Source organism: Mesorhizobium sp. M6A.T.Ce.TU.016.01.1.1, assembly GCF_003997065.1.
In the GTDB taxonomy this organism is placed as follows: domain Bacteria; phylum Pseudomonadota; class Alphaproteobacteria; order Rhizobiales; family Rhizobiaceae; genus Mesorhizobium; species Mesorhizobium mediterraneum.
The window spans coordinates 13,340-28,573 of the sequence record NZ_RZTJ01000022.1; the positions used below are offsets into that span (position 1 = coordinate 13,340).

Here is a 15,234-nt window from a genome sequence, read left to right on the forward strand (position 1 = left end):
CCGTCGGAACGAGCCGCATGAAGCCGCACCGCATTCGCCATCAGTTTCTGCTTGAGCCGGAGCTCAGCGAGAAACTGGACAACCTCAGTCGCGATCCGTCAACGACCAAATCAGCGATCGTGGCGAAGGCGATCGAGGCGTTCATCGAGCGGCGTGGCGAGAGCGAGTTCGATCGGCGCTACGGCGTAAGGCTTGACCGGCTCTCCCGCGATCTTGCCCACGTCAGGCGCGATTCCGAGGTGATCCTGGAGAGCCTGGCGCTCTTCATCCGCTTTTCGATCACCCTTCATGCCCACACGCCGGTCCCGGATCGGGCAACGCAGGCTATTGCCCAAGAGCGTTTCGAGAAATTCGTTGAGAAGGTCGGCCGCCAGATCGCTTCCGGCAAAAAGTCGCTTAGCAAAGACAATGGTGGGGGAGGGGAAGGATGAGCTCTCATCCCGAGGCCGACCACCGGCGGCGTGTCATGCTACGCACCGCCATGGGTCCGGCAATCACCGAAGCCCTGGCCGATCCGTCCGTCATCGAGGTGATGGTCAATCCCGACGGCGCGCTGCGACTCGACCGGTTAGGCGAAGGTCGGGTCGATACCGACGTTCACATGCACCCGTCCGAGGCAGAACGTATCATCCGCCTGGTTGCTTCGCACGTGCGCGCCGAGGCGCACGCCGACAACCCGATCGTCAGTGCCGAATTGCCGTCTGGCGAACGCTTCGAAGGCCTGCTGCCACCTGTGGTGTTGGCGCCATGTTTTGCCATCCGCAAGCCCGCCGCGAAAGTCTACACCCTGGCCGACTATGTTGCCGAACGCATCATGCTGCCGCTGCAGGCCGATGCGCTGAAAAAGGCCGTCCGCGAGCGGCGCAACATGCTGATCGCCGGCGGCACTTCCTCGGGGAAGACAACACTCGCCAACGCTCTGCTGGCTGAAGTCGCCGAATGCGACGATCGGGTGATCCTGATCGAGGACACACGCGAACTGCAGTGCGCGGCCAGGGACTGCGTTGCCCTGAGAACGAGGCGGGGCTCGGTCACCCTTGCCGATCTCGTGCGCTCGACGCTGAGGCTCAGGCCGGACCGCATCATCGTGGGCGAGGTGAGGGGCGCGGAAGCGCTCGACATGCTGAAGGCATGGAACACCGGGCACCCAGGCGGCATCGCTACCGTACACGCCAATTCCGCGCGCTCGGCTCTCTATCGCATTGAGCAACTCGCCCAGGAAGCGGTGGTCACCGTTCCCCGCCGGCTCATCGCTGAGGCGATAGATCTGATCGTCTTTATAGCGGGACGCGGCTCGTCGCGCCACATCGACGCAATCGCCGAGGTCACCGGTCTCGACGGCAGCGGCGATTACGCCGTTGCCCCGCTCACGCTTTCGCAACTCCAGCAGCTTTGAAAGGCCTTCCTCATGCGCAAGAAGCTTCGCTTTCTTTCGTCCACAGCGCTCGCGTTTCTTATCACGGCCCCGGTTTATGCGGCCGGCTCCGGCATGCCGTGGGAGCAGCCGCTGCAGCAGATCCTGGAGTCCGTGCAGGGACCGGTCGCCAAGATCGTTGCGGTGATCATCATTATCACCACCGGCCTGACGCTTGCCTTCGGCGACACCGCCGGTGGTTTTCGGCGCCTGATTCAGATCGTCTTCGGTCTGTCGATCGCCTTCGCGGCATCGAGCTTCTTCCTCTCCTTCTTCTCCTTCGGTGGTGGGGCGCTCGTCTGATGGCCGCCGGGGAGCAGCATATCGAGGGCTTCGCAGTACCGGTCCACCGGGCGCTGACCGAGCCGATCCTGCTCGGCGGGGCTCCGCGCGCGGTGGCGATCCTCAACGGTACAGTGGCCGCGGCCATTGGCTTCGGCTTGCAGCAATGGATTGCTGGTCTGGTGCTTTGGATCGCGGGCCACTCGTTAGCGGTCTTTGCCGCAAGACGCGATCCGGACTTCGCCAGCGTGCTTGTGCGCCACCTACGTCTGAAGGGGTGGCTTGCATGCTGAACCTTTCGGAATATCGAAGCAAAGCCGACCGGCTTGCCGACCATCTACCCTGGGCTGCCTTGGTGGCGCCCGGCATCGTGCTCAACAAGGACGGCAGCTTTCAGCGGACGTTGCGGTTCCGCGGCCCGGATCTCGAAAGTGCGACGGAGGCTGAACTCGTCGGCATTTGCGCCCGGGCGAACAATGCTCTCAGACGCCTTGGCTCTGGCTGGGCATTGTTCTTTGAGGCCGAGCGCATAGAAGCGCTGGGCTATCCGAACTCGCATTTTCCTGACGCCGCGTCGTGGCTGGTCGACGAAGAACGCCGCGCTGCTTTCGAGGGGAAGGTAGCGCACTACGAGAGCCGCTATCATCTGACCTTGGTGTTTATGCCACCGCCGGACGCCCAGGCGCGCGCAGAAAGCGCGCTCGTCGACTCTCATTATTCCCAAGGAGAAAGAGACTGGCGCCAGGATCTGGCGAGGTTCCGTGACGAGACCAACCGCGTGCTCGATCTCTTCTCGGGTTTCATGTCCGAAGTACGCGTCCTCGATGATGCTCAGACGCTGACCTACCTCCACGGCACGATTTCGCCTCGCCGCCATCCTATCATGGCCCCCGAAACGCCGATATATCTGGATGCAATACTGGTCGATGCGCCGCTTACCGGTGGCCTGGAGCCGATGCTGGGTGAGCAGCATCTTCGCACACTGACCATCCTCGGCTTTCCGAACCTCACCCGGCCCGGGATCCTCGATACCCTCAATCATCAGGATTTCGCCTATCGCTGGATGACGCGCTTCATTCCGCTCGAGAAAACGGAAGCCACGAAGACGCTGACGCGGTTGCGCCGGCAGTGGTTTGCCAAGCGCAAATCGATCGTGGCAATCCTACGCGAGGTCATTACCAACGAGCCGGTCCCGCTTGTCGATAGCGATGCCGACAACAAGGCGCTCGATGCCGACGAAGCCCTTCAGGCATTGGGCGGCGATCATGTGAGCTTCGGCTATCTCACCACCACCGTGACGGTGTGGGGCGAGGATCGCCAAGCCGCTGCAGAGAAGCTTCGCGCGGTCGAGCGCATCATCAATGGGCTCGGCTTCACCACGATCCGAGAAGGCGTCAATGCGGTCGAGGCTTGGCTCGGCTCATTGCCTGGCCATGTCTACGCTAACGTTCGCCAACCGCTCGTTCATACATTGAACCTTGCCCATCTCATGCCGCTGTCGTCGGTTTGGGCCGGTCCTGCGACAAACGAGCATCTCGCTAAAGTCACCCAAACCGAAGCGCCACCGCTTTTCGTTGCCGAGACCAGTGGGTCGACACCGTTTCGGCTTTCCACCCACGTCGAAGATGTCGGCCACATGCTGGTTGTTGGTCCGACCGGCGCCGGCAAGTCGGTTCTGCTTGCTCTGATTGCTCTGCAGTTCAGGCGCTATGCCGGCGCCCAGGTTTATGTCTTCGACAAAGGCAATTCGGCCCGTGCTGCAACACTTGCCATGGGTGGAGAACACCACGCGCTAGGAGCGGACGGTTCCCTTGCCTTTCAGCCACTGCGCAGCATCAACGACCAGGCTAGCCGAAGCTGGGCGGCCGAATGGATCGCCAGCCTTGTTGCCCACGAGAACGTCACCGTCACGCCGGAGGTGAAGGAGGCTATTTGGTCAGCGCTGGCCAGCCTTGCCACCGCGCCGGCGCAGGAACGCACACTGACCGGTCTTTCGGTCCTGCTTCAATCCAATGCGCTGAAGACCGCATTGATGCCCTACACGCTCGACGGTCCCTTCGGCCGCCTGCTCGATGCCGATCATGATGGGCTGGCCTTGTCGGATGTGCAGTGTTTCGAGACCGAGGAGTTAATGCACAGCCAAGGCGCTTTGCTGCCGGTGCTTACCTATCTGTTCCAGCGACTTGAGGAACGGTTCGACGGACGGCCCACGCTGATCATGCTCGACGAGGCGTGGGTCTATCTCGACAATCCGCTGTTCGCCGCCCGCATCCGCGAATGGCTGAAGGTGCTGCGAAAGAAGAACGTGTCGGTTGTCTTCGCTACGCAGTCGCTGGCTGATATCGCGGGCTCTGGCATAGCGCCGGCAATCATCGAAAGCTGCCCGCAGCGCATTTTCCTTCCCAATGATCGTGCCGTGGAACCCCAGGCGCGCACAGCCTACGAGCGCTTCGGTTTAAGCGAGCGGCAGATCGAATTGATCGCCCGCGCCACGCCGAAGCGTCAGTATTATCTGCAATCGCGCCGCGGCAACCGTCTGTTCGAGCTCGAGCTTGGCCCCATCGCTCTTGCGCTTTGCGGTGCTTCCGATCCGGCCACGCAGACTCTGATCGACAGGATCATGTCCGAAGACGGGCAAGGCAGCTTTGCCTCGCAGTTCCTGATCGCGCGCGGCCTCGATTGGGCCGGCGAACTTCTCAAGCAATTCCCTCAACCAGACAAGGAGCAATTAGCATGATGCGGCGACGCCTTCTCTCCGGCCTGATCACCGTTTCCCTGATCGCCAAGCCTATGGCCGACTATGTGCAGCCCGCCTACGCCCTTATCGTGTTCGATCCGTCCAATTATGCGCAGAACGTGCTGACGGCCGCGCGCGCATTGGAGCAGATCAACAACCAGATCCAGTCGCTGCAGAATCAGGCGACCATGCTGCAGAACATGGCGCGCAATCTTCAGCGTCTGGATTTCTCTTCCGTTGGCCAACTCACCGGTTCGCTCCATCGCATCGACGGCTTGATGGACCAGGCGAGTGGCCTCAGCTTTGATCTGGGCAAGCTTCAAGACCAGTGGCGCAGCCAATATCCGGAAAGCTACGACGCCACGATCAAGGTCAGCGATGTGGCGAGTGCTGCGCGCGAGCGTTGGCAAACCGCCATGCAGGCGTTCCGCCAGACCATGGGGGTCCAGTCGCAAATCGTCGAGAACGTCCGCGCCGACGGCGATCTGCTCGCCGATCTCGTCAACCGCAGCCAAGGGGCGGCCGGTGCGCTTCAGGCAAGCCAGGCCACCAACCAGCTGATGGCGCTTTCGACAAAGCAGCAGATGCAGATCCAGACGCTGCTCGCAACGCAGTTTCGAGCTGAGGCCGAGGATGCCGCCCGCAAGGCCCAGTCAGAGGAAGCCGCCCGCGAGATGACGAAGCGATTCTTGGGTACCGGCTCGGCTTATCCCGGCAATTAATCACGAGTTCATCACGACGAGGAAGGCAGCGGCATGAACGACCTTGGCGTCATCGATCGCTTCATGGAGACCTTCATCCGCTACATCGACAGCGGGTTCGGTCTGCTATCGGGCGACGTCGCCTTCCTCACTACGATTCTGATCGGCATTGACATCACACTTGCCGGCCTGGCGTGGGCGCTCGGCGACGAAACCAGCGTTCTCGGCCGGCCTGTCCGCAAGGTGCTCTATGTTGGCGTCTTCGCCTTCATCCTGAACAATTTCAAGAACCTCGCCGATATCGTTTATCGTTCTTTTGCCGGTCTCGGGATTAAGGCGTCGGCCGGCAATCTGTCGGCAGACAATCTCTTGCGCCCGGGCCGCATTGCCGCGACCGGTTTCGAAGGTGCTTGGCCAATGCTTGACCAAGCCAGTCAGCTCCTGGGCTTCCCGGAAATCTTCGGCAACGCACTGACCATCTTCGTGCTGCTGATGGCCTGGTTCCTGGTCATCATCGCCTTCTTCATCCTTTCCATCCAGCTTTTCATCACCATCCTTGAGTTCAAGCTCACCACGCTGGCAGGTTTTGTTTTGGTTCCATTCGCACTTTGGAACCGTTCAGCCTTCCTGGCCGAACGCGTGCTCGGCCATGTTATCTCGTCAGGCATCAAGGTGATGGTGCTCGCCGTCATTGTCGGCATCGGCTCCACGCTCTTCGGGGAGTTCGCTTCCGCATTGCAAGGCAAGGAGCCGGATCTGGCCGCTGCCATGTCCCAGGTACTGGGCGCACTGGCACTGCTTGGCCTTGGCATTTTTGGGCCGGGGATCGCGTCGGGTCTTGTCTCAGGCGCACCGCAGCTTGGCGCGGGCGCCGCCCTCGGCACGACCGCGGCGGCAGCGGGTGTATCACTCGTTGCTGGAGGCACGGCATTTTCTGGCGCGCGTATGGCAACCAGCGGCGGTCTCGCCGCCATCCGCGCCGGCACAACAATGGGATCGGCTGCTTCCACGTCCTGGCAGATCGGGCGCGCAACCTCGCCCGACGTTGGCCTCTCCGGTGTGGCTGCTGGAATGCATGGTGTAACCAGTGCCGCTGGCGGCGCCGCTATACGCGTAGCGCGATCCGCCACTGCAAGTGTTGGGCGCAACGCCGATGCCGGGCGCGATGCCGCGTGGACCGCGACCGGCGGCACGCCGACCGCGTCAATGACCGAACGCTCTGCCGGTTCGGCCACTGTTTCGGCGCCGACGTGGGCAAGGCGCCTACGTTCTGAACAGACCGCCCGTGCACATCGCCACGCTGCCATGCAAGCTGTCCGAGACGGAGACCGGCCGGGAGGCAGCGCCAACCCCTCTCTCAACGACAAGGATGACTAGATGCTCTTCAAGCGACCCGTGCACCGTTACGGCAAAACACCCGAACCGGTCACGCCCTATCAAAAAGCCGCCCAGCTGTGGGACGAGCGCATCGGCTCATCTCGACTGCAGGCCAGGAACTGGCGGCTCATGGCCCTTGGGTGCCTGGCCTTGGCGACCGGACTTTCCGGCGGACTCGTATGGCAGTCGATGCAAAGCCGTGTCGTGCCTTACGTCGTCGAGGTCGATGGCTTCGGCGAGACGCGCGCCGTCGCGCCGGCAATCCGGAATTATGAGCCCTCGGATGCTCAGATCGCCTGGCATCTCGGCCGCTTCATCCAGAATGTCCGTTCCGTTTCCACCGATCCGGTTTTGGTACGGCAGAACTGGTTGGCAGCTTACGACTTTGCTAGCGATCGCGCAGCGCTCTTCCTCAACGAATACGCCAAGGCGAACGACCCCTTCGGTCAGATCGGAACGCGCAGTGTCTCGGTACAGGTCACCAGCGTGGTCAGGGCCTCCGAAAGTTCATTCCAGGTCAAATGGACCGAGCAGGTGTTTGAGCGCGGAAGCCTTGCCAGCACGATGCGCTGGACTGCGATCCTCACGATCGTGATCCGCTCGCCAAGCAATACGGATCAGCTGCGCAAGAATCCGCTCGGCGTCTTCATCAACGCCATTGACTGGTCACGCGAGCTCGACAGCGCCGTCCCACCCCCCCTTTCTCCGACGGAGTCCACCAATGAAAGATAAAATGTCACCGATTCGTGCCGTGCTGATCCTATCGGTGTCGGCAGCGGTCGTTTCCGCTTGTGCATCGAAGAAGGTGCCGCCGCCTGAGATTTCCTATGACGCTGCTGACTTCAAACCGGCCGCGATCGAGAAGGCGCAGGAGAGGCCGATTAGAATTGTCGAGGTGCCAAAACCACTGCCGCTGCCTGGCCAATTGCAGCCCGAGCCCGGCAAGGCCGAGGACAAGCGCCCCCCTGAAGAACGCGTCGCTGATGCCAACAAAGCCGCGACCCAGCAACCCACCAAGTACGGGTATGTTAATGCCGTGCAAGTCTACCCCTTCACCGATGGCGCGCTTTATCAGCTCTATGCCGCGCCGGAGCGCGTGACCGACATCGCTCTGCAGCCGGGCGAGAAACTAACCGCCGTGTCGGCTGGCGACACCGTGCGCTGGGTCATAGGCGATACTGCAAGCGGCACCGGTGACAATCAGCGCACCCATGTTCTGGTGAAACCCTTCGCGCCGGGTCTTGCCACCAATGTCGTCATTACGACGGACCGGCGGACCTATCATTTGCAGCTTCAAAGCACCGAGAAGACAGCAATGGCGGCAATCTCCTGGACCTACAGCCAAGACCAGATCATCGCGCTTCGCCAGCGCAATGCTCAAGCCGAGGCAGTTACACCGGTCGCGTCGAATATCGCGCTCGAAAACCTTCGCTTTCGCTACTCGATCAGTGGCGACACACCGCCCTGGAGACCGACGCGAGCCTTCGACGACGGCAGCAAGGTCTATATTGAGTTCCCTCGTCGCATAGATCAGGGCGAGGCGCCACCACTCTTCATCGTCGGCGCAGATGGGAGCAGCGAGCTCGTCAACTATCGCGTGCGCGGCAACTATTACATCGTCGATCGGCTCTTCGCCGCGGCCGAACTTCGCCTCGGCACCAAGCAGCAGCAGGTGATCCGCATCAGCAGGATTGACGACAGGCAACCGCTACGGCGGATCTCGCTCTTTTCGCGTTCCAGCCGGTGAGGTGAGGGCTCATGATCGAAAATTCCCGCTCTGGCATCCCGCCGAAACTGGATCCCGAGGAACTGCAGCTTCGGGCCTCTCCCCGCCGCGTGGTGCGGTTCAGGCGCGGTGTGATCATCGCGATCGCAGCGCTCGGATCCGGCGCTGTGTTCGGCGTTGCCATGATGGCGCTCCAGGGGCCGGCCCTTCGCATCAGGGATCAGGCGGAAGATCTCTACAGCACTGAGCGCAAACCAACCGTCGAGGGACTCGATACGCTTCCCCATGACTATTCCGGCATGAAGCCGAAGTCTCCCGTCCTTGGGCCACCTTTGCCGGGCGACCTCGGTCGCCCCATCCTCGAGCGGCAGCGCCAGCTCGGCATCGTGCCGGGCCAAGACATCTCGGCCGAGGAGCAGCGTCTAGCGCAGCAGGCGATCGAAGCGCGTGAATCGCAGGTGCTTTTCCGCGTCGAAAATCGAGCTCAACAGACAGATGTCGGTGAGAGCGTGCAAACTGCTCAGCATCCATTTGAGGCACTTCCCCAATCCGAAGCAGCATGCGCGTCAGCCTCGGTGGCGCCGGCGGAAAGCGACCAGAACAATCAGCAGCGAAAGCTTGATTTCCTCAGCCAGCGGAGCACTGGCGGGATCTACAATCCGCATGCGCTGCAGACGCCGATCTCGCCGTATCAACTGATGGCTGGCAGCGTGATTGCCGCCAGCCTGATCACCGGCATCAATTCCGATTTGCCGGGCCTTGTCGTCGCGCAAGTCACCGAGAATGTGCACGACACGGTCACGGGCAACATATTGCTGATTCCGCAGGGCTCACGTCTTATCGGCGTCTACGACAGCGTCGTCGCGTTCGGGCAAAAGCGAGCGCTGCTGGTCTGGCAGCGCATTCTGCTGCCCGACGGCTCGTCGGTCGAAATCGACAATCTGCCCGCGAGCGACACCGCCGGCTACGCAGGGCTGGAAGACAAAGTCGATTTCCACACCTGGCAGCTGATCAAGGGGGTGGCGCTTGCCACATTGCTCGGTGTCGGCACGGAATTCAGCCTCGGCGAAAACGAGAGCGATCTGGTCAAGGCGATCCGGGAATCAGCCCAGCAGAACGCCAGTCGAGCCGGCCAGCGCATCACCGAAAAAAACCTCAATATCCAGCCCACCATCATCGTCCGCCCAGGTTGGCCACTGCGCGTCATCGTGCACAAGGACATCGTGCTGCGGCCATACGCGAGTTGAGCAGGAGTTACCATGGCTGACCTGAAACTTGGAAAGCTTCCAGACCGAACAGCTTCGAAGATCACCATTACCGTCAGCGCGGAGCTGGGCCAAACACTCAAGGAGTATGCTGCACTTTACCGTCAGACCTATCGTCAGTCTGAAACCGTGGCAGAACTCATCCCTTTCATGCTGGCGGCGTTTCTGGAAGGCGACCGAGCCTTTGCCAAGGCCCGAAAAGAAGGTCTGCCGACGGAGCTTGCCGAAAAATCGTGACTCCTCCGCTAGAGGCAGCTGGAACATTGCCTAGCTGTCGCGGCCTACCTGCCCCTCGCGAAGCATAGGATCAAACACCTTGGAATGCAGGTATGCGTAAGAGAGGATGTGGAAGGAAATACCGCGCAACAGCCTAAGTTTGCATTTTCGATTGGATGCGGTAGTCGCCTATGAGCGGTCAAAATGAAACGCAGCTGGTTCGCGATCGACCAAACGGCGAGCGCACTGTGCTTTGCTCAGACCGCCACCGAGTGCCTCGCCGTTCCCCCTTTGAAATATGTATCGAACTTGGCCGCGATGGTTCGAACGAAGGGGCGACTTTCAGCCCGTACGACGAAACTGTCGCCATCGAATTCAAGCGCTCGGGCAGGATCGTGGAGGGCGATGGACCTCGAGCGATGAAGGAGCTTCTCGCCGGCTTTGCCGAACCGCTCCACCAGATCGACTGCCGAGAAGGCAAAATCACACATCAGCCGCTCGATTATCCAGCCACGGACGCGATCGTCGTCGGAAAGGGCAACGCCCCGGACGGCAGCCAACCCGCCATCCGCAACCATGCGCCCGTACCCGGCAGTCGAAGCCATGTTCTGCACGTAGCCTTGGCGAAAACGACCGATGGACGAAGGGCCAAGTCCGATCAGTGTCGGGCAGCGATCCTCGGTGTAGCCCTGAAAATTGCGATGCAAAACCCCTGCGCGGGCCGCTATGGCCAGCGCATCGTCGGGCTTCGCGAAATGATCGAGTCCTATTGCCTCATATCCCTTGGCGACAATTGCCCGCGCCGCGAGTTGAGATTGGGCGAAACGCTCGGTGGGACTCGGCAGCCATGCCTCGTCGATCATCGTCTGATGCTTCTTGAACCAGGGCACATGTGCGTAGCCGAACAGAGCCATCCGGTCTGGTTCCAAGGTCAGTGCCTGCGCCACCGTGGAACAGATCGTCTCGCGTGTCTGATTCGGGAGCCCGTAGAGCAGGTCCAGATTGACCGATTCAACGCCCCGCGAACGAACCCCGTCGACGACTGCCTTGGTCTGCAAAAAACTTTGCTCACGATTAATTGCTTTTTGCACTTGCGGATCGAAATCCTGCACGCCGAGGCTCGCCCGCGTTACGCCGATTTGAGCAAGCGCATCAAGGCGCGCCTTGTCCATGTCGTTGGTTCCGATTTCGATGCTGACCGTAGCATCCGGGAGAAGGTCGAAGCTGTCCCGCAAGGCCGCTCCAAGAGCAACCATGTCATTGGGCCTCAGCATCGTTGGCGAACCGCCACCGAAGTGGATTGCACGGACATGTGCCTTGCCGCTCACCAGACCGGCAATCGTGACGATTTCGGCATTCAGCGAGCGCAGATAAGCGGCCACCGGCTCATATTGGTGCGTCTGCTTGGTGTGGCAGGCGCAGAACCAGCAGAGCTTGTCGCAGTAAGGAATGTGCAAATACAGCGAGATTTCGTCGCCACTTTCCAGCGCCTCCAACCAGCCACGGTAAATGGCAGCATCGACCCCGGAATGGAAATGCGGCGCCGTCGGATAGCTGGTGTAGCGTGGGACGTTCTCGCTGAGTTTGACAGCTATTTCCGATTGCATCTCGCGTTCACCGTGTTGCCCGCCGAACACTGCACGCATCGCTGAAGCAGACCCTGATCTCGATCAGCCGCGCGCATGGACAAACCGCCGCAGGACTTCTCTACCCTGGATGGGTATCCTGCCAGCAGTTAGGATCGGGTAAAGCGAACGCATGACCTTTCGGCAAGACATTCATACTTCCGGCATTCCTGTTCTTTGCCTCCCTTGCGAGGCACGGCGTCGCGGTGTCTGCGGTGCGCTCGATCCAGACAATTTGGTTGGGCTCGCCAAGACTTGCTCGCGTCGCCGGATCGAGTCAGGAATGGAGTTGACCGGCGAGGCACAGAACGTCGACAGCTACTCGAACGTGCTTTCAGGCGTGGTAAAGCTATCAAAGAGCCTGTCGGATGGGCGCCAGCAGATCGTCGGTCTCCAGTTTGCACCGGATTTTCTGGGACGTCCTTTCAAGGTGGAAAGCTCGATCAATGCGGAAGCGGCAACAGCAGTCACGCTGTGCTCGTTTCCGCGAGCGGCCGTCGAACGGATGATGAAGGCGTCACGGGAATTCGAGCATCGCCTGCTCAAACAGACGCTGAATGAACTCGATGAGGCGCGCGAGTGGATGGTGACGCTGGGGCGCAAGACAGCTCCGGAAAAGGTGGCGAGTTTTCTCCTCATGATGGCCCGGAATATCGATTCCAGTCTCGACGCGGCTTCCAGGTCAGCGTCCTTCGATCTGCCGCTGACGCGTGCCGAAATCTCTGATTTCCTTGGAATTACCAACGAAACCGTGAGCCGCCAACTGACGCGATTGCGGGCTGACGGGGTGATTCGGATTGAGAACGCACGCCATGTGACGGTGGACAGCATAAGCCGTCTGGAGAAGCGCTGTGGCGGCGGACGCGAGCGGCCCTAAGCGGCGAGGCCCATGTCGCATGGCTCCGGGGCGGGCCGTGTTTGCCTTCTAATGCGATCTCGCCGCGCCTTCGAAGAAGCGGCGTCACGGTCGTGACAGCTTTCGGGCTTTGATAGGGACGATGACCAATCGCCAGGTGTATTTCGGCACATACCGGCGAAGCACGGTCCTTAAGCTGCCACGGCTCGGCCGAACGATCGCGTTCGTTTCCAATGGGATTCGAACAACGTTTGGTAGGGCATCGGCAATAGCATCCAACGCGTCGCAGAGCCTCAGCTTTCGCCTCAATCGATCGCGTCTGCGCCCGCCCAACCCAGGGAACGCCTCCCTTGTCCATGAGGGGGTGAGCCCGCGCTGCGTTCCTCGTTCATTCGCCACCTGCTGATTGCGCCGCCGACACAAAATCGTGCGGCCTGACATAGATCAGGGCGAGGGGGCGGCGGCTGCGCAATTAGTGCGCTGCGGATTTGGCATCCACCAGATTCGAGATCGGGATCTGCAATGAAATTCGGCACTGAGATCGTCCTTCTAAGCGTGTTCGCTTTTGCGGCCCTGGTGGCCGCCGGCTTCGGCGTGGATGAACCTTTCCGCCGACATATGTGGGTGTTGTTCTTCGCAGTGGCTGGTTTCACTGCGATCCTGTTGCGCAACACGGAGTTCAAGCCAGCAGCTCCGATCGACCCATCCGCTCACATGGACGGTCCGATCCGCTACGGCGCGATCGCCACCGTGTTCTGGGGTGTCGTCGGCATGCTGGTCGGCGTGGTGATCGCGCTTCAGCTCGCCTATCCCGATCTCAACATCCAGCCCTGGTTCAATTTCGGCCGTTTGCGGCCGCTGCATACATCCGGTGTCGTCTTCGCCTTCGGTGGCAACGCGCTGCTTTGCACGTCTCTGTATGTCGTGCAGCGCACCTGCCGCGCCCGCCTCTTCGGCGGTGATCTCGCCTGGTTCGTCTTCTGGGGCTACCAGCTTTTCATCGTCATGGCCGCGACCGGCTATCTGCTCGGCATCACCGAGGGCCGCGAATACGCCGAACCCGAATGGTATGTGGATGTCTGGCTGACCATCGTCTGGGTCGCTTACCTTATCCTATTCCTTGGCACGATCCTGAAGCGCAAGGAACCGCACATCTACGTCGCCAACTGGTTCTACCTCTCCTTCATCGTGACCATCGCGATGCTGCATGTGGTCAACAACCTGTCGATGCCAGTCTCGTTCCTGGGCTCCAAGAGCTACTCCGCCTTTTCCGGTGTCCAAGATGCGCTGACGCAATGGTGGTACGGCCACAACGCGGTCGGCTTCTTCCTCACCGCCGGCTTTCTCGGCATGATGTATTACTTTGTGCCCAAGCAGGCGAACCGGCCAGTCTATTCGTACCGGCTGTCGATCGTCCATTTCTGGGCGATCATCTTTCTCTACATCTGGGCTGGCCCGCATCACCTGCACTATACCGCCTTGCCCGACTGGGCGCAGACGCTCGGCATGGCGTTCTCGATCATGCTGTGGATGCCGTCATGGGGCGGCATGATCAACGGTCTGATGACGCTGTCCGGCGCCTGGGACAAGCTGCGCACCGATCCGATCATCCGCATGATGGTGATGGCCGTCGCCTTCTATGGCATGTCGACCTTCGAAGGCCCGATCATGGCGATCAGGGCGGTTAATTCGCTGTCGCATTATACCGACTGGACCATCGGCCACGTCCATTCGGGCGCGCTCGGCTGGGTTGGCATGATCTCGTTCGGCGCAATCTACTACATGGTGCCGAAGCTCTGGAACCGTCACCGGCTCTACTCGCTGCGGCTCGTCACCTGGCACTTCTGGCTGGCGACACTCGGGATCGTCGTCTACGCCTCGGTCATGTGGGTGTCAGGCATCATGCAGGGCCTGATGTGGCGTGAATACGACCAGCAGGGCTTCCTGGTCTATTCCTTCGCCGAAACCGTCGCTGCCATGCACCCATACTACGTCATGCGCGCCATCGGTGGGGCCATGTACCTCTCCGGCGCCCTGATCATGGCCTGGAACATCACCATGACCATCCTCGGCCACCAGCGCGAGGAGGAGCCGATGCCGAGCCCCGTCGCCATCCGACCTGCGCGATCAGGAGCCAGGTGATGGGCTTGATGGACAAACACGCAATCATCGAGAAGAACGCCACGCTTCTTCTCGTTGGCTCGCTGCTCGTGGTGACGGTCGGCGGTATCGTCGAGATAGCGCCTCTCTTCTATCTCGACAATACGATCGAGAAGGTGGAAGGGATGCGCCCCTATTCGCCGCTCGAACTTGTCGGGCGCAACATCTATATGCGCGAGGGCTGCTTTCTCTGCCATAGCCAGATGATCAGGCCGTTCCGCGACGAAGTTGAGCGCTATGGCCACTACAGCCTGGCTGCCGAGTCCATGTACGATCACCCCTTCCAGTGGGGATCGAAGCGCACCGGGCCGGATCTCGCCAGGGTTGGCGACCGCTACTCGAATGCATGGCATGTCGCGCATCTTACCGACCCGCGCTCGGTGGTGCCGGAATCGATCATGCCGAGCTATGGGTTCCTGAAAGACACGCCGATCGACGTGAAGGATTTCTCGACGCATCTGATCGCCAACAGGCGTGTAGCCGTCCCTTACACCGATGACATGATCGCGCACGCCAATGCGGATTTGGCGGCGCAGGCCGATCCCAATGCCGACACATCAGGCCTTGAGGCGCGTTACCCCAAAGCCAAGATCGGCGACTTCGACGGCAACCCGCAACAGGTCACCGAAATGGATGCCCTGCTCGCCTACCTGCAGATGCTTGGCACACTGGTCGACTTCAAAAATTACGACGAAGCCGCCGGCTACCGCTGAGGAGAACGCTGATGACCTACAATTTGATGCGGGCGTTTGCCGACAGCTGGGGCCTGGTTGCGATGGCGCTGTTCTTCGTCGGGTGCATCGCCTTTGCCCTACGCCCCGGCAGCCGAAGGCTGGCCGACGAAGCTGCCCGCATTCCGCTCGAGGACGAGTGAT

The 15,234-nt window shown here is 60.9% G+C and carries 16 protein-coding genes; 15 read left to right on the forward strand and 1 reads right to left on the reverse strand.

The window, feature by feature from the left end; genetic code table 11:
* Positions 1 to 17: 17 nt before the first annotated feature.
* From EOC94_RS27570 to EOC94_RS27620, 11 genes are read left to right on the forward strand one after another with little or no spacing between them, the layout of a single operon-like run.
* Positions 18 to 431, forward strand: a complete 414-nt coding sequence (locus EOC94_RS27570) for a CopG family transcriptional regulator (protein WP_095488561.1) — start codon at positions 18 to 20, stop codon at positions 429 to 431.
* Entirely contained in the window at positions 428 to 1,396 is a 969-nt protein-coding gene (gene trbB / locus EOC94_RS27575; RefSeq protein WP_024502850.1) for a P-type conjugative transfer ATPase TrbB, read from the forward strand. The genes EOC94_RS27570 and trbB overlap by 4 nt, the downstream gene beginning before the upstream one ends.
* A 12-nt stretch (positions 1,397 to 1,408) precedes the next feature.
* On the forward strand, positions 1,409 to 1,717 hold the full coding sequence (locus tag EOC94_RS27580) for a TrbC/VirB2 family protein (protein ID WP_024502851.1): 309 nt from the start codon (positions 1,409 to 1,411) through the stop codon (positions 1,715 to 1,717).
* Positions 1,717 to 1,989, forward strand: coding sequence for a VirB3 family type IV secretion system protein (locus tag EOC94_RS27585; RefSeq protein ID WP_024502852.1), 273 nt, complete (start codon positions 1,717 to 1,719; stop codon positions 1,987 to 1,989). Before EOC94_RS27580 ends, EOC94_RS27585 begins: the two co-directional genes overlap by 1 nt.
* A complete protein-coding gene (trbE, locus tag EOC94_RS27590; RefSeq protein ID WP_127294630.1) occupies positions 1,983 to 4,433 on the forward strand; it encodes a conjugal transfer protein TrbE in 2,451 nt (816 codons plus the stop codon). Before EOC94_RS27585 ends, trbE begins: the two co-directional genes overlap by 7 nt.
* Positions 4,430 to 5,155, forward strand: coding sequence for a P-type conjugative transfer protein TrbJ (gene trbJ / locus EOC94_RS27595; RefSeq protein ID WP_095488543.1), 726 nt, complete (start codon positions 4,430 to 4,432; stop codon positions 5,153 to 5,155). Before trbE ends, trbJ begins: the two co-directional genes overlap by 4 nt.
* 33 nt (positions 5,156 to 5,188) lie before the next feature.
* Entirely contained in the window at positions 5,189 to 6,511 is a 1,323-nt protein-coding gene (gene trbL / locus EOC94_RS27600) for a P-type conjugative transfer protein TrbL (protein ID WP_095488542.1), read from the forward strand.
* Complete coding sequence (gene trbF, locus EOC94_RS27605; RefSeq protein ID WP_029354943.1) at positions 6,512 to 7,243, forward strand: conjugal transfer protein TrbF; 732 nt, start codon at positions 6,512 to 6,514, stop codon at positions 7,241 to 7,243.
* A 1-nt stretch (position 7,244) separates the two neighbouring features.
* A complete protein-coding gene (gene trbG, locus EOC94_RS27610) occupies positions 7,245 to 8,258 on the forward strand; it encodes a P-type conjugative transfer protein TrbG (RefSeq protein WP_164547121.1) in 1,014 nt (337 codons plus the stop codon).
* Between the two features lie 11 nt (positions 8,259 to 8,269).
* A complete protein-coding gene (locus EOC94_RS27615) occupies positions 8,270 to 9,484 on the forward strand; it encodes a TrbI/VirB10 family protein (protein ID WP_127294632.1) in 1,215 nt (404 codons plus the stop codon).
* A 12-nt stretch (positions 9,485 to 9,496) separates the two neighbouring features.
* Entirely contained in the window at positions 9,497 to 9,739 is a 243-nt protein-coding gene (locus tag EOC94_RS27620) for a DUF2274 domain-containing protein (RefSeq protein ID WP_029354949.1), read from the forward strand.
* A gap of 236 nt (positions 9,740 to 9,975) precedes the next feature.
* On the opposite strand, the gene hemN is transcribed toward EOC94_RS27620, so the two are convergent.
* A complete protein-coding gene (hemN, locus tag EOC94_RS27625) occupies positions 9,976 to 11,325 on the reverse strand; it encodes an oxygen-independent coproporphyrinogen III oxidase (protein ID WP_126107358.1) in 1,350 nt (449 codons plus the stop codon).
* 151 nt (positions 11,326 to 11,476) lie between these two features.
* Between hemN and EOC94_RS27630 the strand changes: the two genes are divergently transcribed.
* From EOC94_RS27630 to EOC94_RS27645, 4 genes are all read left to right on the forward strand, one after another.
* A complete protein-coding gene (locus tag EOC94_RS27630; protein WP_126105062.1) occupies positions 11,477 to 12,220 on the forward strand; it encodes a Crp/Fnr family transcriptional regulator in 744 nt (247 codons plus the stop codon).
* Between the two features lie 501 nt (positions 12,221 to 12,721).
* Positions 12,722 to 14,341 carry a cytochrome-c oxidase, cbb3-type subunit I gene (gene ccoN / locus EOC94_RS27635; protein ID WP_095488538.1) on the forward strand — a complete coding sequence of 540 codons (1,620 nt, stop codon included), beginning with the start codon at positions 12,722 to 12,724 and terminating at the stop codon, positions 14,339 to 14,341.
* The gene (gene ccoO, locus EOC94_RS27640; protein ID WP_095488537.1) at positions 14,341 to 15,072 is read left to right on the forward strand and encodes a cytochrome-c oxidase, cbb3-type subunit II; all 732 of its coding nucleotides are present in this window, start codon (positions 14,341 to 14,343) and stop codon (positions 15,070 to 15,072) included. Before ccoN ends, ccoO begins: the two co-directional genes overlap by 1 nt.
* 11 nt (positions 15,073 to 15,083) lie before the next feature.
* Entirely contained in the window at positions 15,084 to 15,233 is a 150-nt protein-coding gene (locus EOC94_RS27645; protein ID WP_024502864.1) for a cbb3-type cytochrome c oxidase subunit 3, read from the forward strand.
* Position 15,234 lies beyond the last annotated feature (1 nt).